The sequence below is a fragment of the Mycolicibacterium sp. Y3 genome (assembly GCF_051188035.1).
Classification (GTDB): domain Bacteria; phylum Actinomycetota; class Actinomycetes; order Mycobacteriales; family Mycobacteriaceae; genus Mycobacterium; species Mycobacterium fluoranthenivorans.
The window spans coordinates 3937531-3959503 of record NZ_JAVQLT010000001.1 but is presented as its reverse complement, the minus strand read 5'-3'; the positions used below and the strand labels follow the sequence as shown (position 1 = coordinate 3959503).

Annotated in this window: 17 protein-coding genes; 14 read left to right on the top strand and 3 right to left on the bottom strand. The window is 67.3% G+C overall.

The window, feature by feature from the left end:
• Positions 1-157: 157 nt before the first annotated feature.
• Positions 158-976 carry a hypothetical protein gene (locus QN239_RS19215; protein WP_499012735.1) on the bottom strand — a complete coding sequence of 273 codons (819 nt, stop codon included), beginning with the start codon at positions 974-976 and terminating at the stop codon, positions 158-160.
• Between QN239_RS19215 and QN239_RS19210 the strand changes: the two genes are divergently transcribed.
• From QN239_RS19210 to QN239_RS19195, 4 genes are all read left to right on the top strand, one after another.
• A complete protein-coding gene (locus QN239_RS19210; protein WP_499012734.1) occupies positions 882-5615 on the top strand; it encodes an Ig-like domain-containing protein in 4734 nt (1577 codons plus the stop codon). The genes QN239_RS19215 and QN239_RS19210 overlap by 95 nt on opposite strands.
• 115 nt (positions 5616-5730) lie before the next feature.
• Positions 5731-7005 carry a bifunctional 3,4-dihydroxy-2-butanone-4-phosphate synthase/GTP cyclohydrolase II gene (locus tag QN239_RS19205; protein WP_090358074.1) on the top strand — a complete coding sequence of 425 codons (1275 nt, stop codon included), beginning with the start codon at positions 5731-5733 and terminating at the stop codon, positions 7003-7005.
• Positions 7002-7475 (top strand): 6,7-dimethyl-8-ribityllumazine synthase, encoded by a 474-nt coding sequence (gene ribH, locus QN239_RS19200; RefSeq protein ID WP_499012732.1) that lies wholly within the window; start codon positions 7002-7004, stop codon positions 7473-7475. Before QN239_RS19205 ends, ribH begins: the two co-directional genes overlap by 4 nt.
• Positions 7472-7966, top strand: a complete 495-nt coding sequence (locus QN239_RS19195) for a PH domain-containing protein (RefSeq protein WP_499012730.1) — start codon at positions 7472-7474, stop codon at positions 7964-7966. Before ribH ends, QN239_RS19195 begins: the two co-directional genes overlap by 4 nt.
• On the opposite strand, the gene QN239_RS19190 is transcribed toward QN239_RS19195, so the two are convergent.
• A complete protein-coding gene (locus QN239_RS19190; protein ID WP_499012729.1) occupies positions 7941-8402 on the bottom strand; it encodes a GNAT family N-acetyltransferase in 462 nt (153 codons plus the stop codon). The genes QN239_RS19195 and QN239_RS19190 overlap by 26 nt on opposite strands.
• Positions 8403-8478: 76 nt before the next feature.
• Here QN239_RS19190 and QN239_RS19185 point away from each other — a divergent pair, with 76 nt between their 5' ends.
• The 7 genes from QN239_RS19185 to whiA all read left to right on the top strand — a co-directional run bounded on the left by QN239_RS19185 (position 8479) and on the right by whiA (position 16976).
• Entirely contained in the window at positions 8479-9204 is a 726-nt protein-coding gene (locus tag QN239_RS19185) for a hypothetical protein (protein WP_499012727.1), read from the top strand.
• On the top strand, positions 9198-10550 hold the full coding sequence (locus QN239_RS19180) for a MurL-like N-terminal domain-containing (RefSeq protein WP_499012726.1): 1353 nt from the start codon (positions 9198-9200) through the stop codon (positions 10548-10550). Before QN239_RS19185 ends, QN239_RS19180 begins: the two co-directional genes overlap by 7 nt.
• Complete coding sequence (locus QN239_RS19175) at positions 10543-11841, top strand: Mur ligase family protein (RefSeq protein ID WP_499012724.1); 1299 nt, start codon at positions 10543-10545, stop codon at positions 11839-11841. The genes QN239_RS19180 and QN239_RS19175 overlap by 8 nt, the downstream gene beginning before the upstream one ends.
• 9 nt (positions 11842-11850) lie before the next feature.
• Entirely contained in the window at positions 11851-13869 is a 2019-nt protein-coding gene (gene uvrC, locus QN239_RS19170) for an excinuclease ABC subunit UvrC (RefSeq protein WP_499012722.1), read from the top strand.
• An 11-nt stretch (positions 13870-13880) separates the two neighbouring features.
• Positions 13881-14870 carry an RNase adapter RapZ gene (gene rapZ, locus QN239_RS19165; protein WP_499012720.1) on the top strand — a complete coding sequence of 330 codons (990 nt, stop codon included), beginning with the start codon at positions 13881-13883 and terminating at the stop codon, positions 14868-14870.
• 73 nt (positions 14871-14943) lie between these two features.
• Positions 14944-16002 carry a gluconeogenesis factor YvcK family protein gene (locus QN239_RS19160; RefSeq protein ID WP_499012718.1) on the top strand — a complete coding sequence of 353 codons (1059 nt, stop codon included), beginning with the start codon at positions 14944-14946 and terminating at the stop codon, positions 16000-16002.
• Positions 15999-16976 (top strand): DNA-binding protein WhiA, encoded by a 978-nt coding sequence (gene whiA / locus QN239_RS19155; protein WP_090358257.1) that lies wholly within the window; start codon positions 15999-16001, stop codon positions 16974-16976. The genes QN239_RS19160 and whiA overlap by 4 nt, the downstream gene beginning before the upstream one ends.
• Positions 16977-16979: 3 nt before the next feature.
• Here whiA and QN239_RS19150 read toward each other — a convergent pair whose 3' ends face one another.
• On the bottom strand, positions 16980-18494 hold the full coding sequence (locus QN239_RS19150; protein ID WP_499012716.1) for a cellulase family glycosylhydrolase: 1515 nt from the start codon (positions 18492-18494) through the stop codon (positions 16980-16982).
• 263 nt (positions 18495-18757) lie between these two features.
• Between QN239_RS19150 and QN239_RS19145 the strand changes: the two genes are divergently transcribed.
• The 3 genes from QN239_RS19145 to QN239_RS19135 all read left to right on the top strand — a co-directional run bounded on the left by QN239_RS19145 (position 18758) and on the right by QN239_RS19135 (position 21969).
• Positions 18758-18937 (top strand): hypothetical protein, encoded by a 180-nt coding sequence (locus tag QN239_RS19145; protein WP_499012714.1) that lies wholly within the window; start codon positions 18758-18760, stop codon positions 18935-18937.
• A 261-nt stretch (positions 18938-19198) separates the two neighbouring features.
• Entirely contained in the window at positions 19199-20974 is a 1776-nt protein-coding gene (locus QN239_RS19140) for an ABC transporter ATP-binding protein (protein WP_499012713.1), read from the top strand.
• Entirely contained in the window at positions 20971-21969 is a 999-nt protein-coding gene (locus QN239_RS19135; protein ID WP_499012711.1) for a phospholipase D-like domain-containing protein, read from the top strand. Before QN239_RS19140 ends, QN239_RS19135 begins: the two co-directional genes overlap by 4 nt.
• Positions 21970-21973: the final 4 nt, after the last annotated feature.

Sequence of the window (21973 nt, the reverse complement as noted above, 5' to 3'; positions counted from 1 at the left end):
ACAGTCGTCACTTCAGCAACAAGAACGTGTTGCAGGACGGGGTGTCGCGACGCGGCACATGTTTTTCTCAGGAAAAGCTGTTTTTGTATTGACGCTCGTGTTAACTTTCCCGGCAGTCAATTAAGAACCCGCTGGGTATGCCGCTGTCGAAGCGACCTCACGGTGGGCGGCCGGAAGGAACACGGGTGGCGACACATCGCAAGCGTTCAGCGAAGACGAGGAAGCGTGCTAGCGAGTTCGCAGTCGCTGCATTTCTCGGACTTTCCGTCGCAGCCGCTGCTCCCGCGATCGCCTCGGCCGACGCCGGCGACGCCAAGGCCCCCAGCGGGGATTCCCCGTCGGGCACGACCGGCGCGTCGACCGGCACCGGCTCGACGACCGGCACCACCGGCACAGGTTCGACGACCAGCACCGGCACGGGTTCCGCGACGGAGGAGACCACCGGAAGTACGGGCACCACCGGTGGCAGCACGGGTGGCAGCACGACCACCGGCTCGACCACCACCGGCACCACCAAAGAGGAGACGACCACCAGCGGGTCGACCGGCTCCTCGACCACGACGTCCACCAACGGTGGGCCGACCACCACGGTGAGCAGCTCCGGCGGTGCCCACACCTCGACGTCGGGGACCTCGACCTCCTCGACGTCCACCTCGACCCCCAGCACGGGCACCTCGACCCCCAGCACGGGCACCTCGACCCCCAGCACGGGCACCACCGAGACCCCTGAGGTCCCCGCGACCACGGGAACGACGGGGACGGGGACGGGGACGAGCACGACGGAAACCTCCACCGTCGAGACACCGGTCGTCACCACCCCCGTCGTCGAGACGCCCACCGTTCCCAAGTCGGACACCACACCAGGGGTGGCCGCGCCGGTGGTGGCCGCGACCGAATCCAGCTCCGGCACCTCGGCCGCCAAGACCTCGTTGTTCAGCGCCGCCGCCACGCCGGTCTCGGGTGCGGTGGCCGCCACGTCGCTGGCCGACCTCGTGCCGGCGCCGCCGGACATCCCAGCGTTCCGGCCGTTCGCCGCCTTCATCGAGCAGTTCGCGAAGGCCGTCGACAAGTTCTTCCCGGCCTACCCGGACAACCCGATCCTGGCCCCCTCGCAGGTCGCCGCCGGATATGTGGTCACGCTGCAAACCCTGCTGCAGGCGACCCTGTTCAACGGCGCGCCCACACCGTTGACCGTGCCGGTCTACCTGTTCCTGGCCGCGGCCTACACGCGCTACGAGCGGCTGGCCACCAACCACCTGCCCGGTACCCCGATCATCTCCGCCGGTCCGCTACCGGGCACGTACAAGCTCACCAGCACTGACCCCGACGGCGATCCGCTGATCTACACAGTCGGCCTCAACCAGCAGCCCAGCGAGGGACTCATCGTGATGGGTCTGGACGGCACCTTCACCTACGTGCCGTCACCGAGCGGTCTGGTCAACGGCGCGGACGTCACGTTCAAGGTGACCATCAACGACGGCCTCGGCGCGCTCGCACATCCGATCGCGCCCGACGGTAACGACGTCGAGTACGAAGTGAGTTTCCACTACGACGGCAGCCCGATCCTCGGCAACCAGGCCCCGGTCTTCGACACCGCGCCGAGCATCACCAACACCAACCACACCACCGGTGTGCTCACCGGCACGTTCCAGGCGCACGACCCCGACGGGGACGCGCTCAGCTTCACCGGACTCGGGGTGCTGGGCACCGTCGACGTCGCCGAGACGCCGGACGAGAACGGCTGGTACACGTTCACCTACACGCCGTACCTCCCGCACGCCGCGGCCGGCCTGAACCTCACCGACCTGGTGACCATCACGGCCTGGGACCCGGGTCTGCTCTCGGCGTCGAATACCTTCACGGTCAACCTGGCCAACGATGTGAACCAAGTGCCGGTGGCCAGCTACCAGAACACCGGCAGCAGCACCATTCTGGGCACGGTAACCGGCAAGATCAACGTGGACTCCGACGACGACATCGTGCATGCCTACTCGCCGATAGCGATCACCACGAGCAAGGGCACCGTCGTCGTGAGCGCACTGACCGGTGACTACACCTACTTCGCGAATGCGGACGCGCGCGCCGCGGCCAGCGTGGTGGGCGCCTCGGATGCCGCGAAGACCGATTCCTTCACCATCACCGTCGACGATCTGCACGGCGGGACCACCGACGTGCTGGTCACCGTCACCATCCCGACCACGAACCTGGCCCCGGTGTTCGACAGCACCCCGACCATCACCAACTCCAACACCGACACCGGAGTACTCACCGGCACGTTCAAGGCGCATGATCCCAACGGTGACTCACTGACCTTCACCGGCGTCGGACTTCTCGGTTCGGTGCACGTCGACACGACGCCGGCCGCCGACGGCACCTACACGTTCACCTACACGCCGTACACCCCGCGTCTGTCGTCCGGGTTGACCGATCTGGTCACGCTCACGGCGTCGGATGGCAACGTGCTCTCCTTTGACACCACCACCTTCCAGGTTCACCTGGCAACGGTGGTGAACCATGCGCCGTTCGGTGGGGTGGCGTCCAACATCATCGCCGACAGCAATGGCATCGTCCGCGGAAAGATCACCGGAGTCATCGACGTCGACGGCGACTCGTTCACCTACTCGATCAAGGGTGCGACGGGTGCCGACACGTCCACCTCGTACACCGGCGCGGGCGGCATCGCGCATGTGGACTCCGATGGCAGCTACACCTACATCCCGAAACTCGGTGGGGCGCTGGGCTATTACGACTCGTTCAGCGTCACGGTCAGTGACGGTAACGGTGGCACCACCGATGTGCTGGTGGGCCTGGGCGCGGTCATCGCTCCCACCCCGTCACTGGACAACGTGAACATCACCAAGACCAACGGGGCACCCGGAGTCACCACCGGCACCGTCAGCACAGGGTCGGCGGCCAATGACGCACTGTTCTCCGGCTACAGCGCGACGGGTGCCGGCTACGGCACCGTCACCTTCAACGGCACCGGTTACACCTACACGCGTACCGCGCCCGGACATGTCGGTGGCACCGACGACACCTTCGACGTGATGGGCACCGCCTACGGTCTGCAGATCAAGGTCGGGACCGTCACGGTCACCCCGATCATCGGCAACGCCGCACCCACCGCGGGCACCACCACCATCACCAGCTCCTCGGTGACCAATGTGCTCGGCGTGTACTGGCAGTCCTCCAACGGCAAGGTGACCCCCGCCGACGCCGACGGCGACGCCGTCTCGGTCCTGGGTGGAGTGCTGGGCAGCCAGTTGATCGGCACGAGTAACGGTGGCACGGTGACGTTCCGGGACGACGGCACCTTCACCTACACGATCGGCAAGACCTACGGCTACTACCACGGCGCATCGGCTGACGGGGCGACGGGGAACGCACTCAACGACACCTTCAACGTCACCGTCACCGACAGCTTTGGCGCCCACAGCACCCTCACCATCTCGATCCCGATCGAGCAGCTCAACAGCGCCCCGTCGGCGAGTGTGCCGACCAAGAACAACTCGACCGATGCCCTGGGCGTGGTGCGCGGCACCCTGAACGGTTCCGATGATGACGACGACTCACTGACCTACACCCTGGTCGGTGCGACCAACGGGTCGGTGAAGGGCAGCAACGGCGGCATCATCACCGTGTCGGGCAGCTCCTACACCTACATTCCGACGGCGGGCAAGACGACCGATACGTTCCAGGTGCTCGTCGACGACGGGCACGGCGGGACGTCGACCGCCACGGTCAGCCTCAGTGGCCTGTCCACCCCATCGCCGGTCACCCTCACCAACCCGTCCTCAGGCGTGCAGAACGTCACGCTGAACGTGCCGGGGGCCGACGCCGGCCTGCTGACCTTCAGTGTCGGAAGCCAGGGCACCAAGGGCACCGTGGTCCGCAATGCCGACGGCACCTACACCTACACCCGTACCGCGGGGCTGGGTCATACCGTCACCCCTGCGGACTCGTTCACCATCGTCGGCACCACCGCCGACGGTAAGACGGTGACGATCGCGACCGTCAATGTGGCACCGTCGATTCCGAACAGCGCGCCGGCGGCCAACGGCGTGACGGTCAGCACGTCCTCGCTGAACACGGTGGACATCGGTATCAACCGGCAGCAGACCACCACGGGAACCATCAACGCGACGGATGCCGACGGCGATGCCGTCACCTTCGCGGCGGGCACCTACGGCACCGCCAACGGTGGATCGGTGACCGTCTCCTCCGACGGCACGTTCACCTACACCTCGCCGAAGAAGCTCAAGAACACGATCTTCGGTGGCGAGGACTCCTACTGGCACAACGCGGCGGTGCCGGGTGCCCCCGGTGACACCTTCACGATCGCGGCCAGCGATCAGTTCGGCGGCACGAACACGTTGAGCTTCTCCATCCCGATCGAGAAGCTCAACACCACCCCGGATTCGAGTGTGTCGGTAGGCGGCAAGAGCACCGACGCGCTGGGCGTGGTCCGTGGCACCATCAGCGGTTCCGATGACGACAGCGACTCGCTGACCTACTCGCTGGTCGGTGCGACCAACGGGTCGGTGAAGGGCAGCAACGGCGGCATCGTCCAGATCAACGGCAGCTCGTTCACCTACGTCCCGACGGCGGGTAAGACGACGGATACGTTCCAGGTGCTCGTCGATGACGGCCACGGCGGAACGTCGACGGCGACCGTCAGCCTCAGCGGGCTCAGCACGCCATCGCCGGTGACGGTGACCAACGGTTCGACCGGTGTCACCAACGTGACGCTGAACGTTCCGGCCAACGACGCGTCTCTGCTGACGTTCACGGTCGGCAGCCAGGGCGCGAAGGGGTCGGTGGTCAAGAACGCCGACGGTACGTTCACCTACACCCGTACGGTGACCGGTCATACCCAGACCCCGGATGACTCGTTCACCATCACGGCCACCGACGCGTCGGGCAAGTCGGTGACCATCGCGACGGTCAGCGTCGCGCCGACGGTGTCCAACGCCAACCCGGCGGCCAGCACCACGACCATCACCAGCACGAGCCTCGATGACAACCGGGTGCTGGGGATCGGCACCTTGAAGCAGACCACCACGGGCACGCTGACGGCGACCGACGCCGACAGCGACGCGGTCACCTACACGTCAGGGTCGTACTCGACGACTAACGGTGGCACCGTGGTGATCAACTCCAACGGCACGTTCTCCTACACGATCGACAAGTCGTACTCGTACTACCACGGTGCGGCCAAGATCGGTGCCACGGGCACTGCCGTCGCGGACTCCTTCTCGGCGACGGTCACCGACGCGTTCGGGGGCAGCACCACGTACTCGGTGTCGGTGTCGATCTATGCGGTGAACAGCGCCCCGTCCCAGCCCAGCAGCGGTGTGTTCTGGGGGCTGGGGGCCAATGACTGGACTTCGGTCTCGTCCTCCGACGGTGACAGCGATTCGCTCACCTACACCATCACCAAGGCGCCCCAGCACGGCTCGGCCTCCTACGACAAGAGCTTCTCGACCCTGAACACCACGGGCACGCAATCGGGCGACACCATCACGCTCACCGTGACCGATGGTTACTACGTCGTCGGTGCCAACGGCGTGGTGACCTCCACGCCGGCGAGTAACTCCAGGACGTACACCGTCTGACGTTTCCGCAGGGACGTTTAATGCCCGCCGGTCCCTACGGACCGGCGGGCATTAAACGTCCTAGGGCGGTGGTTCATACTGAGGTGGAAATGCGAACGCTAGAAGGTGGCACCAGATGACGAGGCTCGATTCGATCGAGCGGGCAGTGGCCGACATCGCGGCGGGCAAGGCCGTCGTGGTCATCGACGACGAGGACCGCGAAAACGAGGGCGATCTGATCTTCGCCGCCGAGAAGGCCACCCCGGAGCTGGTGGCGTTCATGGTGCGCTATACCTCGGGTTACCTGTGTGTGCCGCTGGACGGCGCGGTCTGTGACCGCCTCGGCCTGCTGCCGATGTACGCGGTGAACCAGGACAAGCACGGCACGGCCTACACCGTCACCGTGGACGCCAAGCTGGGCGTCGGCACCGGTATCTCGGCATCGGACCGGGCCACCACCATGCGCGCGCTGGCCGACCCGGCCGCCGTCGCCGACGATTTCACCAAACCCGGTCACGTGGTGCCGCTGCGGGCCAAGGACGGTGGCGTGCTGCGCCGCCCCGGACACACCGAGGCCGCCGTGGATCTGGCCCGGTTGGCCGGTCTGCAGCCGGCCGGCGCGATCTGCGAGATCGTCAGCCAGAAGGACGAGGGCGAGATGGCCCAGACCGACGAGCTGCGTATCTTCGCCGACGAACACAACCTGGCCCTGATCTCCATCGCGGACCTCATCGAGTGGCGCCGTAAGCACGAGAAGCACATCGAGCGGATCGCCGAGGCCCGCATCCCGACCCGGCACGGCGAGTTCCGTGCCGTCGGGTACACCAGCATCTACGAGGACGTCGAGCACGTCGCGCTGGTGCTCGGCGATATCGCCGGACCGGAATCCGACGGCCACGACGTGCTGGTCCGGGTGCACTCGGAGTGCCTGACCGGTGACGTGTTCGGCTCCCGGCGCTGCGATTGCGGCCCGCAGCTGGATGCCGCCATGGCGACGGTGGCCCGAGAGGGCCGCGGCATCGTGCTCTACATGCGGGGCCACGAGGGCCGCGGTATCGGCCTGCTGCACAAACTGCAGGCCTACCAGCTGCAGGATGCCGGTGCCGACACCGTGGACGCGAACCTGGAACTCGGCCTGCCCGCCGATTCCCGCGACTACGGCATCGGCGCGCAGATCCTCGTCGACCTCGGGGTGCGCTCCATGCGGCTGCTCACCAACAACCCGGCCAAGCGGGTGGGCCTGGACGGCTACGGCCTGCACATCATCGAGCGGGTGCCGCTTCCGGTGCGCGCCAACGCGGAGAACATCCGCTACCTGATGACCAAACGCGACCGGATGGGCCACGACCTGGTGGGCCTGGAGGACTACGACGAAGTGTCGCCCCCCGGCGAATTCGGTGGCGCCCTGTGAGCGGTCACGGCGTCCCCGATCTGCCCGATATCGACGCCTCGGACATCTCGCTGGCCATCGTGGCCAGCACCTGGCACACCACCATCTGCGATGCGTTGCTGGACGGCGCGGTGCGCGCCGCCGCGCAACTGGGCGCCGTGGATCCCACGATCGTGCGGGTGCTCGGCGCGATCGAGATCCCGGTGGTGGCACAGGCGCTCGCCGCCAAGTACGACGCCGTGGTCGCCCTCGGTGTGGTGATCCGTGGTGAGACACCGCATTTCGACTATGTGTGTGACGCGGTCACCCAGGGCCTGACCCGGGTGTCGCTGGACGAGTCCACCCCGGTGGCCAACGGCGTGCTCACCACCAACACCGAGGCGCAGGCACTGGACCGGGCCGGTCTGCCGAATTCCAGTGAGGACAAGGGTGCGCAGGCCGTGGCCGCCGCGCTGTCGACCGCATTGGTGTTGCGCGACATCCGGTCATGACCGCCGCCAGCGAGCGGCCGGAGGCGGATGGGGCCTGGGACCTGGTCGTCACACCGCACCTGACCCCGTATTTCGTCTACCTGGCCGCATTTCTGATCGCCGCGGCGCACATCACGGTGGGCTTCCTGCTCAAGATCGGCTCCAGCGGGGTGCTGTTCCGCACCTCCGACCAGGTCGCGATGGGCGTGCTCGGCATCCTGCTCGGTGGTGTGGTGCTGTTGTTCGCGCGGCCCCGGCTGCGTGCCGGGGCGTGCGGGATCTCGGTGCGAAACCTGCTCGGGTACAAGCTGATTCCGTGGAGTGACGTGGCGGGAGTCTCGTTCCCGTCCGGGGCCAGGTGGGCCCGGGTGGATCTGGCCGACGACGAGTACACCCCGCTGATGGCGATCCAGGCGGTGGACAAGGAACGTGCCGTGGATGCGATGGATCGGCTGCGGGCACTGCTGGAGCACTACCGGCCCGATCTCAGCTCACGTCCAGCGACATCGTGACCTCGTCGAGCTCCCCGGCACCGCTCACGACGAAGCCCAGACTGTCGTAGACGGCGCGCGCCCGGGCATTGTCGACGTTGACGCGCAGCGTGACGTGGCGCACCCGCTGGGTGCGGGCCCAGCGCACCGCCTCGGCGACCAGGGTCCGGCCCAGGCCCCGGCCGCGCGCCGCCGGGTCCAGCCACAGCGAGTAGAGGTAGACGGCCTCGGAGCCCTGCCGCTGGGCGCCGATGAGACCGACCGGGTGGTGGTCCACCACCACGGCGAACTGGGCGTGTGCGCGCAGGCGCCGCCGCCACTGGGCGGCGGTGAACGTCGACTCCCGGCGGAACTGGGGATCGTCGGAGCCCAGCGAGTCGGTGAGCGCGCGCAGGCGCACACCCGCGAAGGCGCGCCAATCGGTCTCGGTCAACCGGGCCACCCGTGCCTCACCCATGCGTGTGCCTGTCCCGCCGTCGCGCCTCACACCGTCCAGTATCGCCGCTGATCGCTGCGGTAGTATCGGCATGTCGATGACTACTCTGGAGTTCGTATCAACCTCGGCTGACGGCCTATCCGAAAGCGCCACCCCGCTCGTCTCGGCAGCCGCGCTCCTCACGGGTCCGGGAACCCACCCCACGGTCACCCTTCCGGTGGTGCCCGGCCGCGCGCCCGACACCGAAGCCGTCTGGCGCTGGCTCGCCGAACCCGCGGACTTCTTCGGTATCGAGATGCCCACCATCGCGCACTTGCGGCGCGCCCTCACCGATTTCACCGACGAACTGCAGCGCCGGCACGGTCCGCGGACCGCCGTCGTCACCGTAGTGGTCGTGGACGCACACGTCGTCGTCAGTGGCGTGCCCATCAGGCCGGTACGCACCGAGCCCGTGCACCTGGCGCGGTGCGCGATGGCGCCCCCCATGCCCTCCTGGCGACAGATGGCCGCCCGCACCACCAGCCGCGCCGCGCAGCTGCGCACCGAGCGTGAGCTCGCCGACTCCGGTCACGCCGACGCGGTACCCACCGATTCCGGTCACCTCGGAGTGCCGCTGTTGGGCGCGCTGGTGTGCGATACACAGGGCGGTCGCGTAGGTCTCGGCGCCGCCCGGCTGGGCCGACTGCGCGCCGCCGGACTGCTCGGCGCGTCGACGACACTCACCGACGCGCCGCTGGAGCCGGCCGCGGTGACGCGGGCGTGGTGGGTGTCCCCGCGATACGAGACCCACCCTGTCGCCTCGATCGGGGAGCGTCGATGGTGAGCACATTCCGCCCGGAATCCTTCGACGCCCTGGTGATCGAGGGCTACGACGTCGTCGGCGGTGCCGACAATCCGGGCATCGTCGGCGGCGTGCTGAATCTGCACTACACCCTGCGCGGCCCGGATCCGGTCCGCTTCACCGAGGTGATCGACTTCGGCGCCGGTCTGGCGGGCGCGGCACCACATCCGAAGCTGACCGGGCTGCTCGCCTTGACCTGTGCGCTGAGCTATTACAAGGCCGCCGCCCCACCCAGGATCGAGATCGCTTTTCCGACAAGCGAATTCGAGAAGCGCTATCTTCGGACCCTGGTCGAGGGCGGGCTGGGTGAATTCGCCTATCGCAACGAGTTGCCGGGAGCGCTGAGTCCGGAGATCACCGGGCCGGATATCGCGCACACCGGGGACGTGGCGGACGCCTGGGATCCGGCGGGCACACCACTGGTACCGGTGGGCGGCGGCAAGGACTCGGTGGTCAGTATCGAGGCGTTCCGGCGCCACGGGGTGAAGCCGGTCCTGTTCAGCGTCAACAGGTATGACCCCATCGACCGCTGTATCGAGGTCAGCGGGCTGGACAGCGTGCACGTCCGGCGCAGAATCGACCGTGCGCTGATCGAGGCCAACGCCAACGGCGCCCACAACGGCCACGTACCCGTCACGGCCATCAACAGTGTGATCGGTCTGATCGTGGCCGACGCCAACGGTTTCGGGCCGGTGGTGCTGTCCAATGAGCGGTCCTCCAATGTGGGCAACATCGAGTGGCTGGGCCGCGATATCAACCACCAGTGGTCCAAGAGCCTCGCCTACGAGAGGCTGCTGCGGGACACGCTGTCGCATTACGGGCTGAACCCGGACAGGTACTTCTCGCTGCTGCGTGGGCTCTCCGAGTCCGAGATCGCCGACCGGTTCGCCACCTGTACCGAGTATTTCGATGTCTTCACCAGTTGCAACCGGCTGTTCGCCCTCGATCCGGCGCGCCGGGCCACCTCGTGGTGCGGGCACTGCCCGAAATGTCAGTTCGTCTTCGTGCTGCTGGCCCCCCGGCTGGGGCGGGCCCGCCTGGAGGAGATCTTCGGCGCCGACCTGTTCGACGACCCCGCCCAGTACGACGGGTTCGCCGATATCCTCGGTCTCGGCGTGCACAAGCCGTTCGAATGCGTGGGGGAGTACTACGAGGCCGCCGAATCGATGCTGGCCGTGCTCGACGACGACACCTGGGGCGGGTTGACCCTTGTCGACCGGTTCGCCTCGCGCCGTACCGAATTGGAGACCGTCGCGGCCGCCGAGACGGACCCGGCGCCCGTCGAACACCATGTGCCGGCGCGCTATGCGAAGCTGCTCGATGACTGATCTGACGGGTCGCGTCGTCGGTATCTGGGGGCTCGGCAAAGAAGGCCTGTCGATGGCCCGCACCGCCGCCGTGCACGGGGCCGCCCGCATCGTCGCGGTGGACGACCGCGCCGGTGAGCCGGTCGACACCGGTATCGCCGGGCTGTCCGTGCACTACGGTGCGGAGTCCGTACCGCTGCTGGGCGAGACCGATATCGTGTTCGTCAGCCCCGGTGTGCCCTGGCGGAATCCGTTGTTCGAAGAGCTGCGGCGCAGCGGTCCGCCGGTGTCGAGTGCGGCCGACTGGTACCTGGCCGCGCACGGTGCGCGCACCATCGGCGTCACCGGGACCAAGGGCAAGAGCACCACGGCGGCGTTCCTGGCGCATCTGCTCGCCGGACTCGGAGTGCCGGCCGTGGCGGCGGGCAATATCGGCACCCCGCTATCGGATCTGACGGCGCCGGACCGGGCACCGCACGACGGGCAGTGGGTGGTTGCCGAACTGTCCAGCCAGCAGTGCGCGCTGCTGCGCACGTCGCCCGCGGTGGCGGTGATCACCAACCTGTACCAGGACCACCTGGATTTTCACGGCGACATCCCGCGCTATTACGCCGCCAAGGCGCGCATCTTCGAGCACGGGGCCCGGGTGCTGATCACCACACCGGAGGTGGTGGCGGCGCTGGACCGGATCGGGATCACCGACCTGCCGCCGGTGCGGTTGGTAGACCCCAGCGAGGCGCGGGTTCCGCTGTCCGGCGGCGTGATGTCCTATGAACACAATGTCGCCAATGCGGCACTGGCCGCGCTGGCCGCCGCCGAGGTGCTCGGGCGACCGGTCACCGACGCCGAGATCGATCACGCCGCGGGCACCTTCGCCGGCCTTCCGCACCGGCTGCAGACGGTGCGCACCACCGGAGGGATCCGGTGGGTGGACGACACGCTGGCGACCACCGGTGAAAGCGTGGTCGCCGCACTGCGCGCGATGCCGGCCGGGGCGGCGGTGGCCCTCATCGTCGGCGGGATGAACCGCGGGCTCGACTACCAGGGCCTCGATGACTACCTGTGCAGCGGCGCCCGCCGGGTGACGCTGATCCAGGGGCCGTCCAACGGCGCGCTGATCGGGACCCGGTTCGCGCAGGAGCATGCCGATCGCACGCATCGGGTGGACAGCCTGGAGGCGGCCGTCGCCGCTGCCGCCGGGCTCGCCGATATCGACGTCGTGCTGCTGTCACCCGGCGCGGCCAGCTACGACACCTACCGCAACTACGAAGCCAAGGCCGCAGCGTTCTGCGGCTACATCGACACGCTCTAACCTGGACCCGTGCCCGATCCAGCGACGTACCGGCCTGCGCCGGGTTCCATTCCGGTGGAACCCGGTGTCTACCGATTCCGGGATCCGCACGGCCGGGTGATCTACGTCGGCAAGGCCAAGAGCCTGCGCAGCCGGCTGAACTCGTATTTCGCCGATATCGCCGGGCTGGCGCCACGCACCCGGCAGATGGTGATGACGGCGGGCAGCGTCGAGTGGACCGTGGTGTCCACCGAGGTCGAAGCGCTGCAGCTGGAATACAACTGGATCAAGGAGTTCGACCCGCGGTTCAACATCCGCTACCGGGACGACAAGTCCTACCCGGTGCTGGCGGTGACCCTCAACGAGGAGTATCCGCGGTTGTTCGTCTACCGCGGCCCGCGCCGCAAGGGCGTGCGTTACTTCGGCCCGTACTCACATGCGTGGGCCATCCGCGAGACCGTCGATCTGCTCACCCGGGTTTTTCCGGCCCGCACGTGTTCGGCGGGAGTGTTCAAGCGGCACAACCAGATCGACCGGCCGTGCCTGCTGGGCTACATCGACAAATGCTCGGCGCCGTGCGTCGGGCGGGTCAGCGCCGAACAGCACCGGCAGATCGTGCTGGACTTCTGCGACTTCCTGTCCGGTAAGACCGACCGGCTGGTGCGCGATATGGAGCGGCAGATGACCGCCGCGGCAGAGGATCTCGATTTCGAGCGGGCGGCGCGGCTGCGCGATGACATCGGTGCGCTCAAACGGGCGCTGGAGAAGCAGACGGTCGTGTTCGGTGACGGTACCGACGCCGACGTGGTGGCCTTCGCCGCCGACGACCTGGAAGCGGCGGTGCAGGTGTTCCATGTGCGCGGTGGCCGGGTCCGCGGCCAGCGCGGTTGGGTGGTCGAGAAGACGGGTGAACCCGGGCAGTCCGGTGAGGGATACCTCGTCGAGCAGTTCCTCACCCAGTTCTACGGCGATCAGGCCGAGCTCAGCGGTGACGGATCCGGCACTCAGGACGAGACCACCAACCCGGTGCCCAAACAGGTTCTGGTGCCGGTGCTTCCGGACAACGCCGACGAACTCGCCGACTGGCTCTCGGGTCTGCGTGGATCACGGGTGGCGCTGCGGGTCCCGGTGCGCGGTGCCAAGTTGGCGCTCGCGGAGACCGTGGGCCGCAATGCGAGAGAGGCGCTGACCCAACACAAGCTCAAACGTGCCGGCGACTTCAATGCGAGATCGGAAGCCCTGCAGAGCATTCAGGATGCGCTGGAGCTGTCCGACGCGCCGCTGCGCATCGAGTGCGTGGATATCAGCCACGTCCAGGGCACCGATGTGGTGGCCTCGCTGGTGGTGTTCGAAGACGGGCTGCCGCGCAAATCGGATTACCGGCACTACTCGATCCGGGAGGCGGCGGGCGGGGGCCGTTCCGATGATGTGGCCTCCATCGCCGAGGTGACCCGGCGCCGGTTCGCCCGGCACGTCGCCGACGCCGACCGGCCGATGGTGGCCGAGGGCAAGTCGCGCAAATTCGCCTACCCGCCCAACCTCTACGTCGTCGACGGTGGCGCACCCCAGGTCAACGCCGCCGCCACGGTGCTCGACGAGCTCGGTATCACCGATGTCGCCGTAATCGGGCTGGCCAAACGGCTCGAAGAGGTGTGGGTGCCGTTCCAGGACGACCCGGTGATCTTCCCGCGCAGCAGCGAAGGGCTGTATCTGTTGCAGCGCATCCGTGATGAGGCCCACAGGTTCGCCATCACGTTCCACCGCAGCAAACGGTCCAAGCGGATGACGGCGTCGGCACTGGACTCGGTGCCCGGCCTGGGTGAGCACCGGCGCAAAGCACTGGTCACCCACTTCGGGTCCGTGTCGCGGCTGTCGGCGGCCAGCATCGAGGACATCACCGCGGTGCCCGGAATCGGACTGGCCACCGCGCGCGCCGTCCTCGACGCCCTCGGCGAGGGTGCCGCCGGGTCGGGCGAAGCCGATTCCGACGCGCCAGCGGCAGTTTTCGACAATGATCGAACAGACCAAGATCAACAGGCATCGGGGTGACTGAGCAATATATGAGTGACGACCGGCGGGCAGGAGCGCAGCGACCCGGGGAATCAGACGGTCGGCGGGCAGGAGCGCAGCGACCCGGGGAATCAGACGGTCGGCGGGCAGGAGCGCAGCGACCCGGGGAATCAGATACTGGTATCGAGGTCGTCCTCGTCACCGGGCTCTCCGGTGCGGGACGCGGTACCACCGCCAAGGTGCTCGAGGACCTCGGTTGGTATGTGGCCGACAACGTGCCGCCGGAACTGATCGCCAGAATGGTCGATCTGGGGCTGGACGCCGGATCGCGGATCACCCGGCTGGCCGTCGTGATGGATGTCCGGTCGAAGGGTTTCACCGGCGATCTGGACTCGGTGCGTACCGAACTGGGCACCCGGGGTATCGCACCGCGGGTGTTGTTCATGGATGCCTCCGACGAGACGCTGGTGCGCCGCTACGAACAGAACCGGCGCAGTCACCCGCTTCAGGGAAACCAGACCCTGGCCGAGGGCATCACCGCCGAGCGGACGATGCTGGCGTCGGTACGGGCGGTCGCCGACCTGGTGATCGACACCTCGACACTGGCGGTGCCGGCCCTGCGCGAGAGCATCGAACGCGCCTTCGGTGAGGAGACCGTCGCCCACACCAGCATCACCGTGGAGTCGTTCGGCTACAAGTACGGCCTGCCCATGGATGCCGATACCGTGATGGACGTCCGGTTCATCCCGAACCCGCACTGGGTGGACGAATTGCGCCCGCACACCGGCCAGCACCCGGCGGTACGGGACTACGTGCTGGGCCAAGAAGGCGCCGCGGAGTTCCTGGACACCTACCATCGGCTGCTGGGAGTGGTGATCGACGGTTATCGCCGGGAGGGAAAGCGCTATATGACGGTGGCCATCGGCTGTACCGGCGGCAAGCACCGAAGCGTGGCGATCGCCGAGGCCCTGGCCGGCCGGCTGCAGGGCGGTGAGCAGTTGACGGTGCGGGTGCTGCACCGCGATCTGGGGCGCGAATGACGGCGCGCAGGCGAGCGTGCGCGCGGATCGCAGCGAGGAACGAGCGAGGACCGGAACGCGTGGGAGTCACGCGATGACGGCTCGTGTGGTGGCTCTCGGTGGCGGGCACGGTCTGTATGCCACCCTGTCCGCGGCCCGTCGGCTGACCCCGCATGTCACCGCGGTGGTCACCGTCGCCGACGACGGTGGATCCTCGGGCCGGCTGCGCAGCGAGCTGGATGTCGTGCCGCCCGGTGATCTGCGAATGGCGTTGGCGGCGTTGGCTTCTGACAGCCCGCATGGCCGGCTGTGGGCGACCATCCTGCAGCACCGGTTCGGTGGCAGCGGTGCGCTGGCGGGTCATCCGATCGGCAATCTGATGCTGGCGGGCCTCAACGAGGTGCTCACCGATCCGGTGGCCGCCCTCGACGAACTCGGCAAGATCCTCGGCCTCAAGGGCCGGGTCCTGCCGATGTGCCCGATCGCCCTGCAGATCGAGGCCGATGTCGCCGGACTGGAGACCGATCCACGGATGTTCCGGGTGATCAGGGGCCAGGTGGCCGTCGCCACCACGGTGGGCAAGGTGCGCCGGGTGCGGCTGTTGCCGGGTGACCCGCCGGCCACCCATCAGGCGGTGGACGCGATCATGGCCGCCGACCTTGTCGTGCTCGGCCCCGGGTCGTGGTTCACGAGTGTGATCCCGCACGTTCTGGTACCGCAGCTGGTCGCCGCATTGCAGGCCACCACGGCCCGGCGGGCCCTGGTGCTCAACCTGGCGGCCGAACCGGGGGAGACGGCCGGATTCTCGGCCGAGCGGCACATCCATGTGCTGGCCCAGCACGCGCCCGGATTCACCGTGGACGAGATCATCGTCGACGCGGCGAGGGTGCCCAGCGACCGGGAGCGCGAGCAGTTGGTGCGCACGGCGGCCCTGCTCGGTGCGGACGTGGAGTTTGCCGACGTGTCCCGGCCTGGTACACAGTTACATGACCCATCGATGCTGGCCGCCGCATTGGAGCGGGTCCGGCTGCGCGGCAGGGCATCACGTCCTGATGACAGCGATTCCACCGCTCCGCACCTGGCCCGGCCGGTTGGGGGAGCAGAGGGGCAATCGACGGTGAATGTATCGAGGGGTGACGATTCGTGGCGATGACCGCTGAGGTGAAGGACGAACTGAGCCGGCTGGTCGTGAATTCGGTGAGTGCACGCCGGGCTGAGGTCTCGTCGCTGCTGCGGTTCGCCGGTGGGCTGCACATCGTAGCCGGCCGGGTGGTGGTCGAAGCCGAGGTGGATCTGGGCATCATCGCGCGCCGGCTGCGCAAGGACATCTACGACCTGTACGGCTACAACGCGGTGGTGCATGTGTTGTCGGCCAGCGGGATCCGCAAGAGCACCCGTTACGTGGTGCGGGTCGCCAAGGACGGCGAAGCCCTGGCCAGGCAGACCGGTCTGCTCGACCTCCGGGGCCGACCGGTGCGCGGGCTGCCCGCCCAGGTGGTCGGCGGCAGCGTCAACGACGCCGAAGCCGCCTGGCGCGGTGCGTTTCTGGCGCACGGTTCGCTCACCGAGCCGGGCCGGTCCTCGGCGCTGGAGGTCAGCTGCCCGGGTCCGGAGGCTGCGCTGGCGCTCGTCGGTGCGGCGCGGCGACTCGGGGTCAGTGCGAAGGCCCGCGAGGTCCGCGGCAGCGACCGGGTGGTGGTCCGCGACGGCGAGGCGATCGGGGCCCTGCTGACCCGGATGGGCGCCCAGGACACCCGGCTGACGTGGGAGGAGCGCCGGATGCGGCGCGAAGTCCGCGCCACCGCCAACCGGCTGGCCAATTTCGACGATGCCAACCTGCGCCGCTCGGCGCGCGCGGCGGTCGCCGCGGCCGCCAGGGTCGAGCGCGCCCTGCACATCCTGGGCGACACGGTGCCTGATCATCTGGCACAGGCCGGCCGGTTGCGGGTCGAGCACCGGCAGGCGTCGCTGGAAGAGTTGGGCCGGCTGGCCGAGCCGCCGATGACCAAGGATGCGGTCGCGGGCCGGATCCGGCGACTGCTCTCGATGGCCGACCGTAAGGCCAAGCAGGACGGTATCCCCGACACGGAGTCGGCGGTGACGCCGGACCTGCTCGACGACGCCTAGCGGCTAGCTCGACGCTTTCACCGCGGCATGCTTGCCGCGGATGTGCTTGGTGCTCGGCTTCGGCTTGGCTGTCTTGGTCGCCGAGGTGTGAGCTTGGGTGGTGTCCGCCGCCGCCGTGGTGGTGGTGGTGTTCGTGGACTCGGCCGTCTTCGTCGACGATTCCTGGGAGACAGCGTTTTTCGTCGATGTCGATGCCGATGTCGATGCCGTGGATGCCGTCGATGTCGTGGTTGACGCCGGGGCCGATGTGACGGCGGTGGCGGTCGCCGACTTGGCCGTGGTGGTATTGGGTTTGGTGGCGGCCGCGGCATGCGGTGTGAGCATCTTCTTGATGCGTGCGGCCAGAGCCGTGATGGCCTTGTGCAGGGCGCCGGCCAAGGTGGTGACGGTCCGACCGGGCGCGGTGAGGACGGGGGCGGTGATCGGGTGCGCGGCGATCCAGGACTTGATGGTCGCGACGGCGGCCCGCGGTGTCCAGTTGCTGCCGAAGATTCCGTAGTTCCCGCCGGAGTAGGAGGAGTCGATGAGCGAGAAGAGGAACGACGGACCGACGCCGGTCAGGGTGGACCAGGTGGTCAGGAAATCCTGGATCAGCGTCGCCTGATTGGTCTGGCTGGCGGCGCTGCCGGAGGTGGCCGTGCTGCTGGTGGTCACCGGTGCCCCGTATTCGGTCGCCCAGATCAGCTTGAGCGCATCGCCGTTGGAGTTCATCAGTTTGCGCAGAGCTTCCAGTTCCTGCAGCGGCGAGTTCGCGACCGATGCGCCCGCGGAGAACAGGCTGTCGGCGTACGGGTGGAACGCCAGGGCATCGAAGTACCCTGCGGCGCCCGCGGCGTACATCTGCTTGAGGAACGTCACCGGGTTCTCGGTCAGTGATCCGATCGTGACGCCCGCTCCCAGAACGCCTCCCAGGACCGTCGCGGTCGGGTCGACGGACTTGATGGCGGTGTAGGCGGCTTTCAGCAGCGCGGTGTAGGCCGTGGCGTCGGGCTTCGGCGACCACCCGGCGAACCAGTTCGGCTCGTTCCAGACCTCGTAGGCCGAGATCTTGGCGTTCCCGTTGTTGGCGGTGGCGCCGTAGCGACTGGCCAGCGCCTTGACGAAGGTGGCGTAGTCGGCGTCCGAGGTGGGTGCGCCGTTGGGGATGAGGCCACCGTTGGTGGTGGCCCACGGTGGTGTGCTGGTGACGGAAGCGTCCACGGCGATGCCGTAGGACGCCGCCGTGTTGAGGAGCTGGTCGGCCGACGACCAGTTGTAGCTGCCTTTCGCAGGCTCCATCTGACGCCAGGGCAGGTATACCCGGATCTGGGTGACACCGAGCGATTGGAGTTGCTGCATCGCGGTGCCCAGTTGGTCCTTGGACATGAAGTACAGGTCGGATTCGGCGATACCCGTCGTGGTCGAGGACGAGTCGATGGTGGCGGAGAGCTCGACCGCCGCGGCCGCAAGCCTCGGTGCGGTCGGTTGCGGCGCGGGGTGCAGACTCACCGACGCGCCGAGGATGGCGGTCGCGAGCAACGGAACCGAAACTGCGTGGAACCTGGAAACGACGCGGCAGTGATGGTGTGACATGACCGACCCCCGATGTTGGGCGAACAAGGCTGGCCGAGTGGACCGAAATGGACTGTAACGCCGTGTTTTCGCGTCATATCGGTGTCCGTTGCCGCCAGGGGCCAGCGAACTCCTTCTGGTATCACTGACGGTCTCGACAATTGGTGGTCAGGCGTCGTCCTAGCGAATATCAGAAGCGTCCCACAGTATTAATTTATATTTCAAGATCTGTGCGTGAAATCCAGTTCACGACCATTGGTGTGGCCGGAAAGAGATTTGCGGGATATGAGATAAATGTGATGGCAGGCAATCTGATATTGATGGCACGATGGCGCCACCAGAATTTTCTCAGAAATCCGGACAGCGATCATGAAAACTACTCGCAGTTCCGCTATGACGGAAAATCGTGAGCCACCCTTAGGGTGGGTCACGAGCAGCACTTTGTGGACCGTGGTGGCAGTCGTAGCAATGGCGGAGTCGCTGCGCCCAGGTGTCAAGTGACGATGCGATACCGACAGCAGATTATGTGTGAATTCACAGGTGAAGGACAGCAATGACGGTCGCGGCGGCCGCCGCGGCTTGGCGGGTTTCGTGGCCCGCCGCAACGGTGTCGGCGTTGTACTGTGTGGCGACAAACTGGACGTCCACACCATGAAGAGGCGACGGTCGCGATGAGACTGATCCTTGAGCTGATCCGCCCCTACCGGTGGCTGGTGGCCGGCATCTTCGGTGTGCTGCTGATTCAGATCGTGATGGGTCTGGCCGCGCCCTGGCCGCTGAAGGTGGTGCTCGACAGTGTGGTCGGCGACCACCCGCTGCCGGGCTGGCTGCACGGGCTGCTGCAGCCGCTGCTCGGTGGCGAGGGCCGGATGCACATCGCCGGCCTGGCGGCCATCATGGTCATCGTCATCGCGGTCATCGCCGCCCTGGCCACCTACGCCGCGAACTACCTGACCGAGACGGTCGGCCAGCGCATCGGCAACGATCTGCGTACCCGGGCTTACCACCATCTGCAGCAGCTGTCGCTGAACTACTTCGACACCCACCGCGTCGGGCCGATCCTGAGCACGCTCACCGATGACGTCGACACGATCCAGGATTTCGCGTCGGCCTCCACACTCGGTATCGCGACCGATCTGCTGACCATCTTCGGCATGCTGGTCGTGATGCTGTGGCTGCAGTGGGATTTCACCCTCGTCGCGCTCGCGGTGGCGCCACTGCTGCTGCTGTTCGTCTCCCGGATTCGCAAGGCGGTGAAGGCGGCCACCCACGAGGTGCGTCGGCGGGAATCCGACATCGTCGCGGTCGCCGAGGAAGGCCTGCAGTCCATCCGCGTGGTCAAGGCGTTCGACCGGGAGGACCTCCAGGAGCGCCAGCTCGCCCTGGCCGGCCAACAGGCGGTGGACGCGGCCCTGAACGCGCGGCGGGTGAAATCGGTGGTGTCACCGATCGTCGCCGTCGTCGTGTCCGCCTGCACCGCGCTGGTGTTGTGGCGCGGCTCGGCACTCATCCTCGCCGGGGCGATGACGGCGGGCACCCTGACCGTCTTCATCTCCTATCTGGTGTCGTTCTTCAAACCGGTTCAGGATCTCGCCAAACTCACCAACACCATCGCGATGGCCTCGGTCGGGGTCGACCGGGTCAATGAATTGCTGACCGCCGAGACCACGGTCGAGGAGAAGCCGGACGCCGTCGAACCGTCCCGTATCAAGGGCGCCATCGCCTTCGAGCGGGTGGCGTTCAGCTACAACGCCGAAACCCCGGTGCTGCGCGATGTGACCTTCGAGGTGGCGCCGGGCCAGCTGGTGGGCGTTGTCGGACACACCGGCAGCGGGAAGTCCAGTCTGGTCAGCCTGATTCCGCGGTTCTACGACCCGAGCGTGGGTACCGTCCGGATCGACGGGGTGGACCTGCGCGACTACAAACTTCACGAACTGCGCCGCCAGATCGCCTACGTGCTACAGGACACGGTGTTGTTCCGCGGGACGATCCGCGACAACATCGCCTTCGGCCGGCCCGACGCCGATCATGACGAGATCGTCGAGATGGCCAAACTGGCCAATGCCCACGAATTCATCTCCGAGATGCCGCAGGGCTATGACAGTGCGGTGGGGGACCGGGGACTGACCCTGTCCGGTGGTCAACGTCAGCGCATCGGCATCGCCCGCGCGCTGATCCGCGACAGTCCGATCCTCATCCTCGACGAACCGACGGCGGCGCTGGACGCCGAGTCCGAGCATCTGGTGATGTCGGCGCTGCAGCGTTTGATGAAGGATCGTACGGTGATCACGATCGCTCACCGGCTCAGCACCATTCGCGACGCGGACAAGATCGTCGTGCTGGAAGAAGGTCGTGTGGTCGAAGAGGGCACGCACAATGACCTGCTCACCGCCGGTGGCAGATACGCCGACTTGCACCGCATCCAATACGAGGACGACACACCGTGACGCGTTCGCTGATCATCCTGCCCGACGACTCCGCGAAGCCGGTGCTCGACGCGATCCATGCGGCCACCAAGTCGGTGCGCATCAAGATGTTCGCCTTCAGCCACCGGCCGCTGCTGGAGGCGGTGGTGGCCGCGCACCGGCGCGGTGTGGACGTGAAGGTGATGCTCAATCCCGAACGACGCGACGGCGAAACCGATAACGACGCCGCCCGGGAGACGTTGCAGCAGTTCGGGATCGAGGTACGCGAGAGCAATCCCGCCTTCGACCTGACGCACGAGAAGTCGATGGTCGTCGACGATGAGCACGCCTTCGTCGAGTCGCTGAACTGGACCGAGGAGAACTTCACCCTCACCCGCGACTACGCCGTCGTCACGCCCAGCGCCTATGAGGTCGCCGAGATCATCGACTGCTTCGAAGCCGACTGGGCACGCGAGGATTTCGACCCCGGCGCCGGCGCCCACCTGATCTGGTGCCCGTCCAACGGCAGGCACCGGATCGCCGACTTCATCGACCAGGCCAAGCACACCCTGTTCCTGCAGAACGAGCGCTACCAGGACCCGGTGATCATCGAGCGTCTGGTCCGGGCCGCGCACCGCGGGGTGAAGGTGCACGTCATGGCGCGGGCGGCACATCATCTCAAGGACGGCAAGCTCGTCGAGGGGGTCAGCGGTATGCGCATCCTCGACGATGTCGGCATCAAGATCCACCGGCTCAAGCACATGAAACTGCACGCCAAGATGATTCTCGCCGACCACGAGCGGGCTGTCGTCGGCTCGATCAACTTCTCACCGGGCAGCTTCGACCACCGTCGCGAGCTGGCGATCGAGGTGACCGATCACGAGATCACCAAACGGTTGAACGAAGTGGCCCATCACGATTGGAAGCACTCCGAGCGGATGGACCTCTCCGATGCCGGATTGATCGCCGACCTCACCGGCCGGGGCCGGGACCCGCGCGACATCAACCAGCTCGCCCTGCACGACCCGGACACCTGACCGT

Excerpts from the sequence above, each read along its gene's own strand:
- QN239_RS19205 (WP_090358074.1), top strand. The coding sequence starts at position 5,731 with ATGACGAGGCTCGATTCGATCGAGCGGGCAGTGGCCGACATCGCGGCG.
- QN239_RS19195 (WP_499012730.1), top strand. The coding sequence starts at position 7,472 with ATGACCGCCGCCAGCGAGCGGCCGGAGGCGGATGGGGCCTGGGACCTG.
- QN239_RS19190 (WP_499012729.1), bottom strand. The coding sequence starts at position 8,402 with ATGGGTGAGGCACGGGTGGCCCGGTTGACCGAGACCGATTGGCGCGCC.
- QN239_RS19185 (WP_499012727.1), top strand. The coding sequence starts at position 8,479 with ATGACTACTCTGGAGTTCGTATCAACCTCGGCTGACGGCCTATCCGAA.
- QN239_RS19180 (WP_499012726.1), top strand. The coding sequence starts at position 9,198 with ATGGTGAGCACATTCCGCCCGGAATCCTTCGACGCCCTGGTGATCGAG.
- QN239_RS19175 (WP_499012724.1), top strand. The coding sequence starts at position 10,543 with ATGACTGATCTGACGGGTCGCGTCGTCGGTATCTGGGGGCTCGGCAAA.
- rapZ (WP_499012720.1), top strand. The coding sequence starts at position 13,881 with ATGAGTGACGACCGGCGGGCAGGAGCGCAGCGACCCGGGGAATCAGAC.
- QN239_RS19160 (WP_499012718.1), top strand. The coding sequence starts at position 14,944 with ATGACGGCTCGTGTGGTGGCTCTCGGTGGCGGGCACGGTCTGTATGCC.
- whiA (WP_090358257.1), top strand. The coding sequence starts at position 15,999 with ATGACCGCTGAGGTGAAGGACGAACTGAGCCGGCTGGTCGTGAATTCG.
- QN239_RS19140 (WP_499012713.1), top strand. The coding sequence starts at position 19,199 with ATGAGACTGATCCTTGAGCTGATCCGCCCCTACCGGTGGCTGGTGGCC.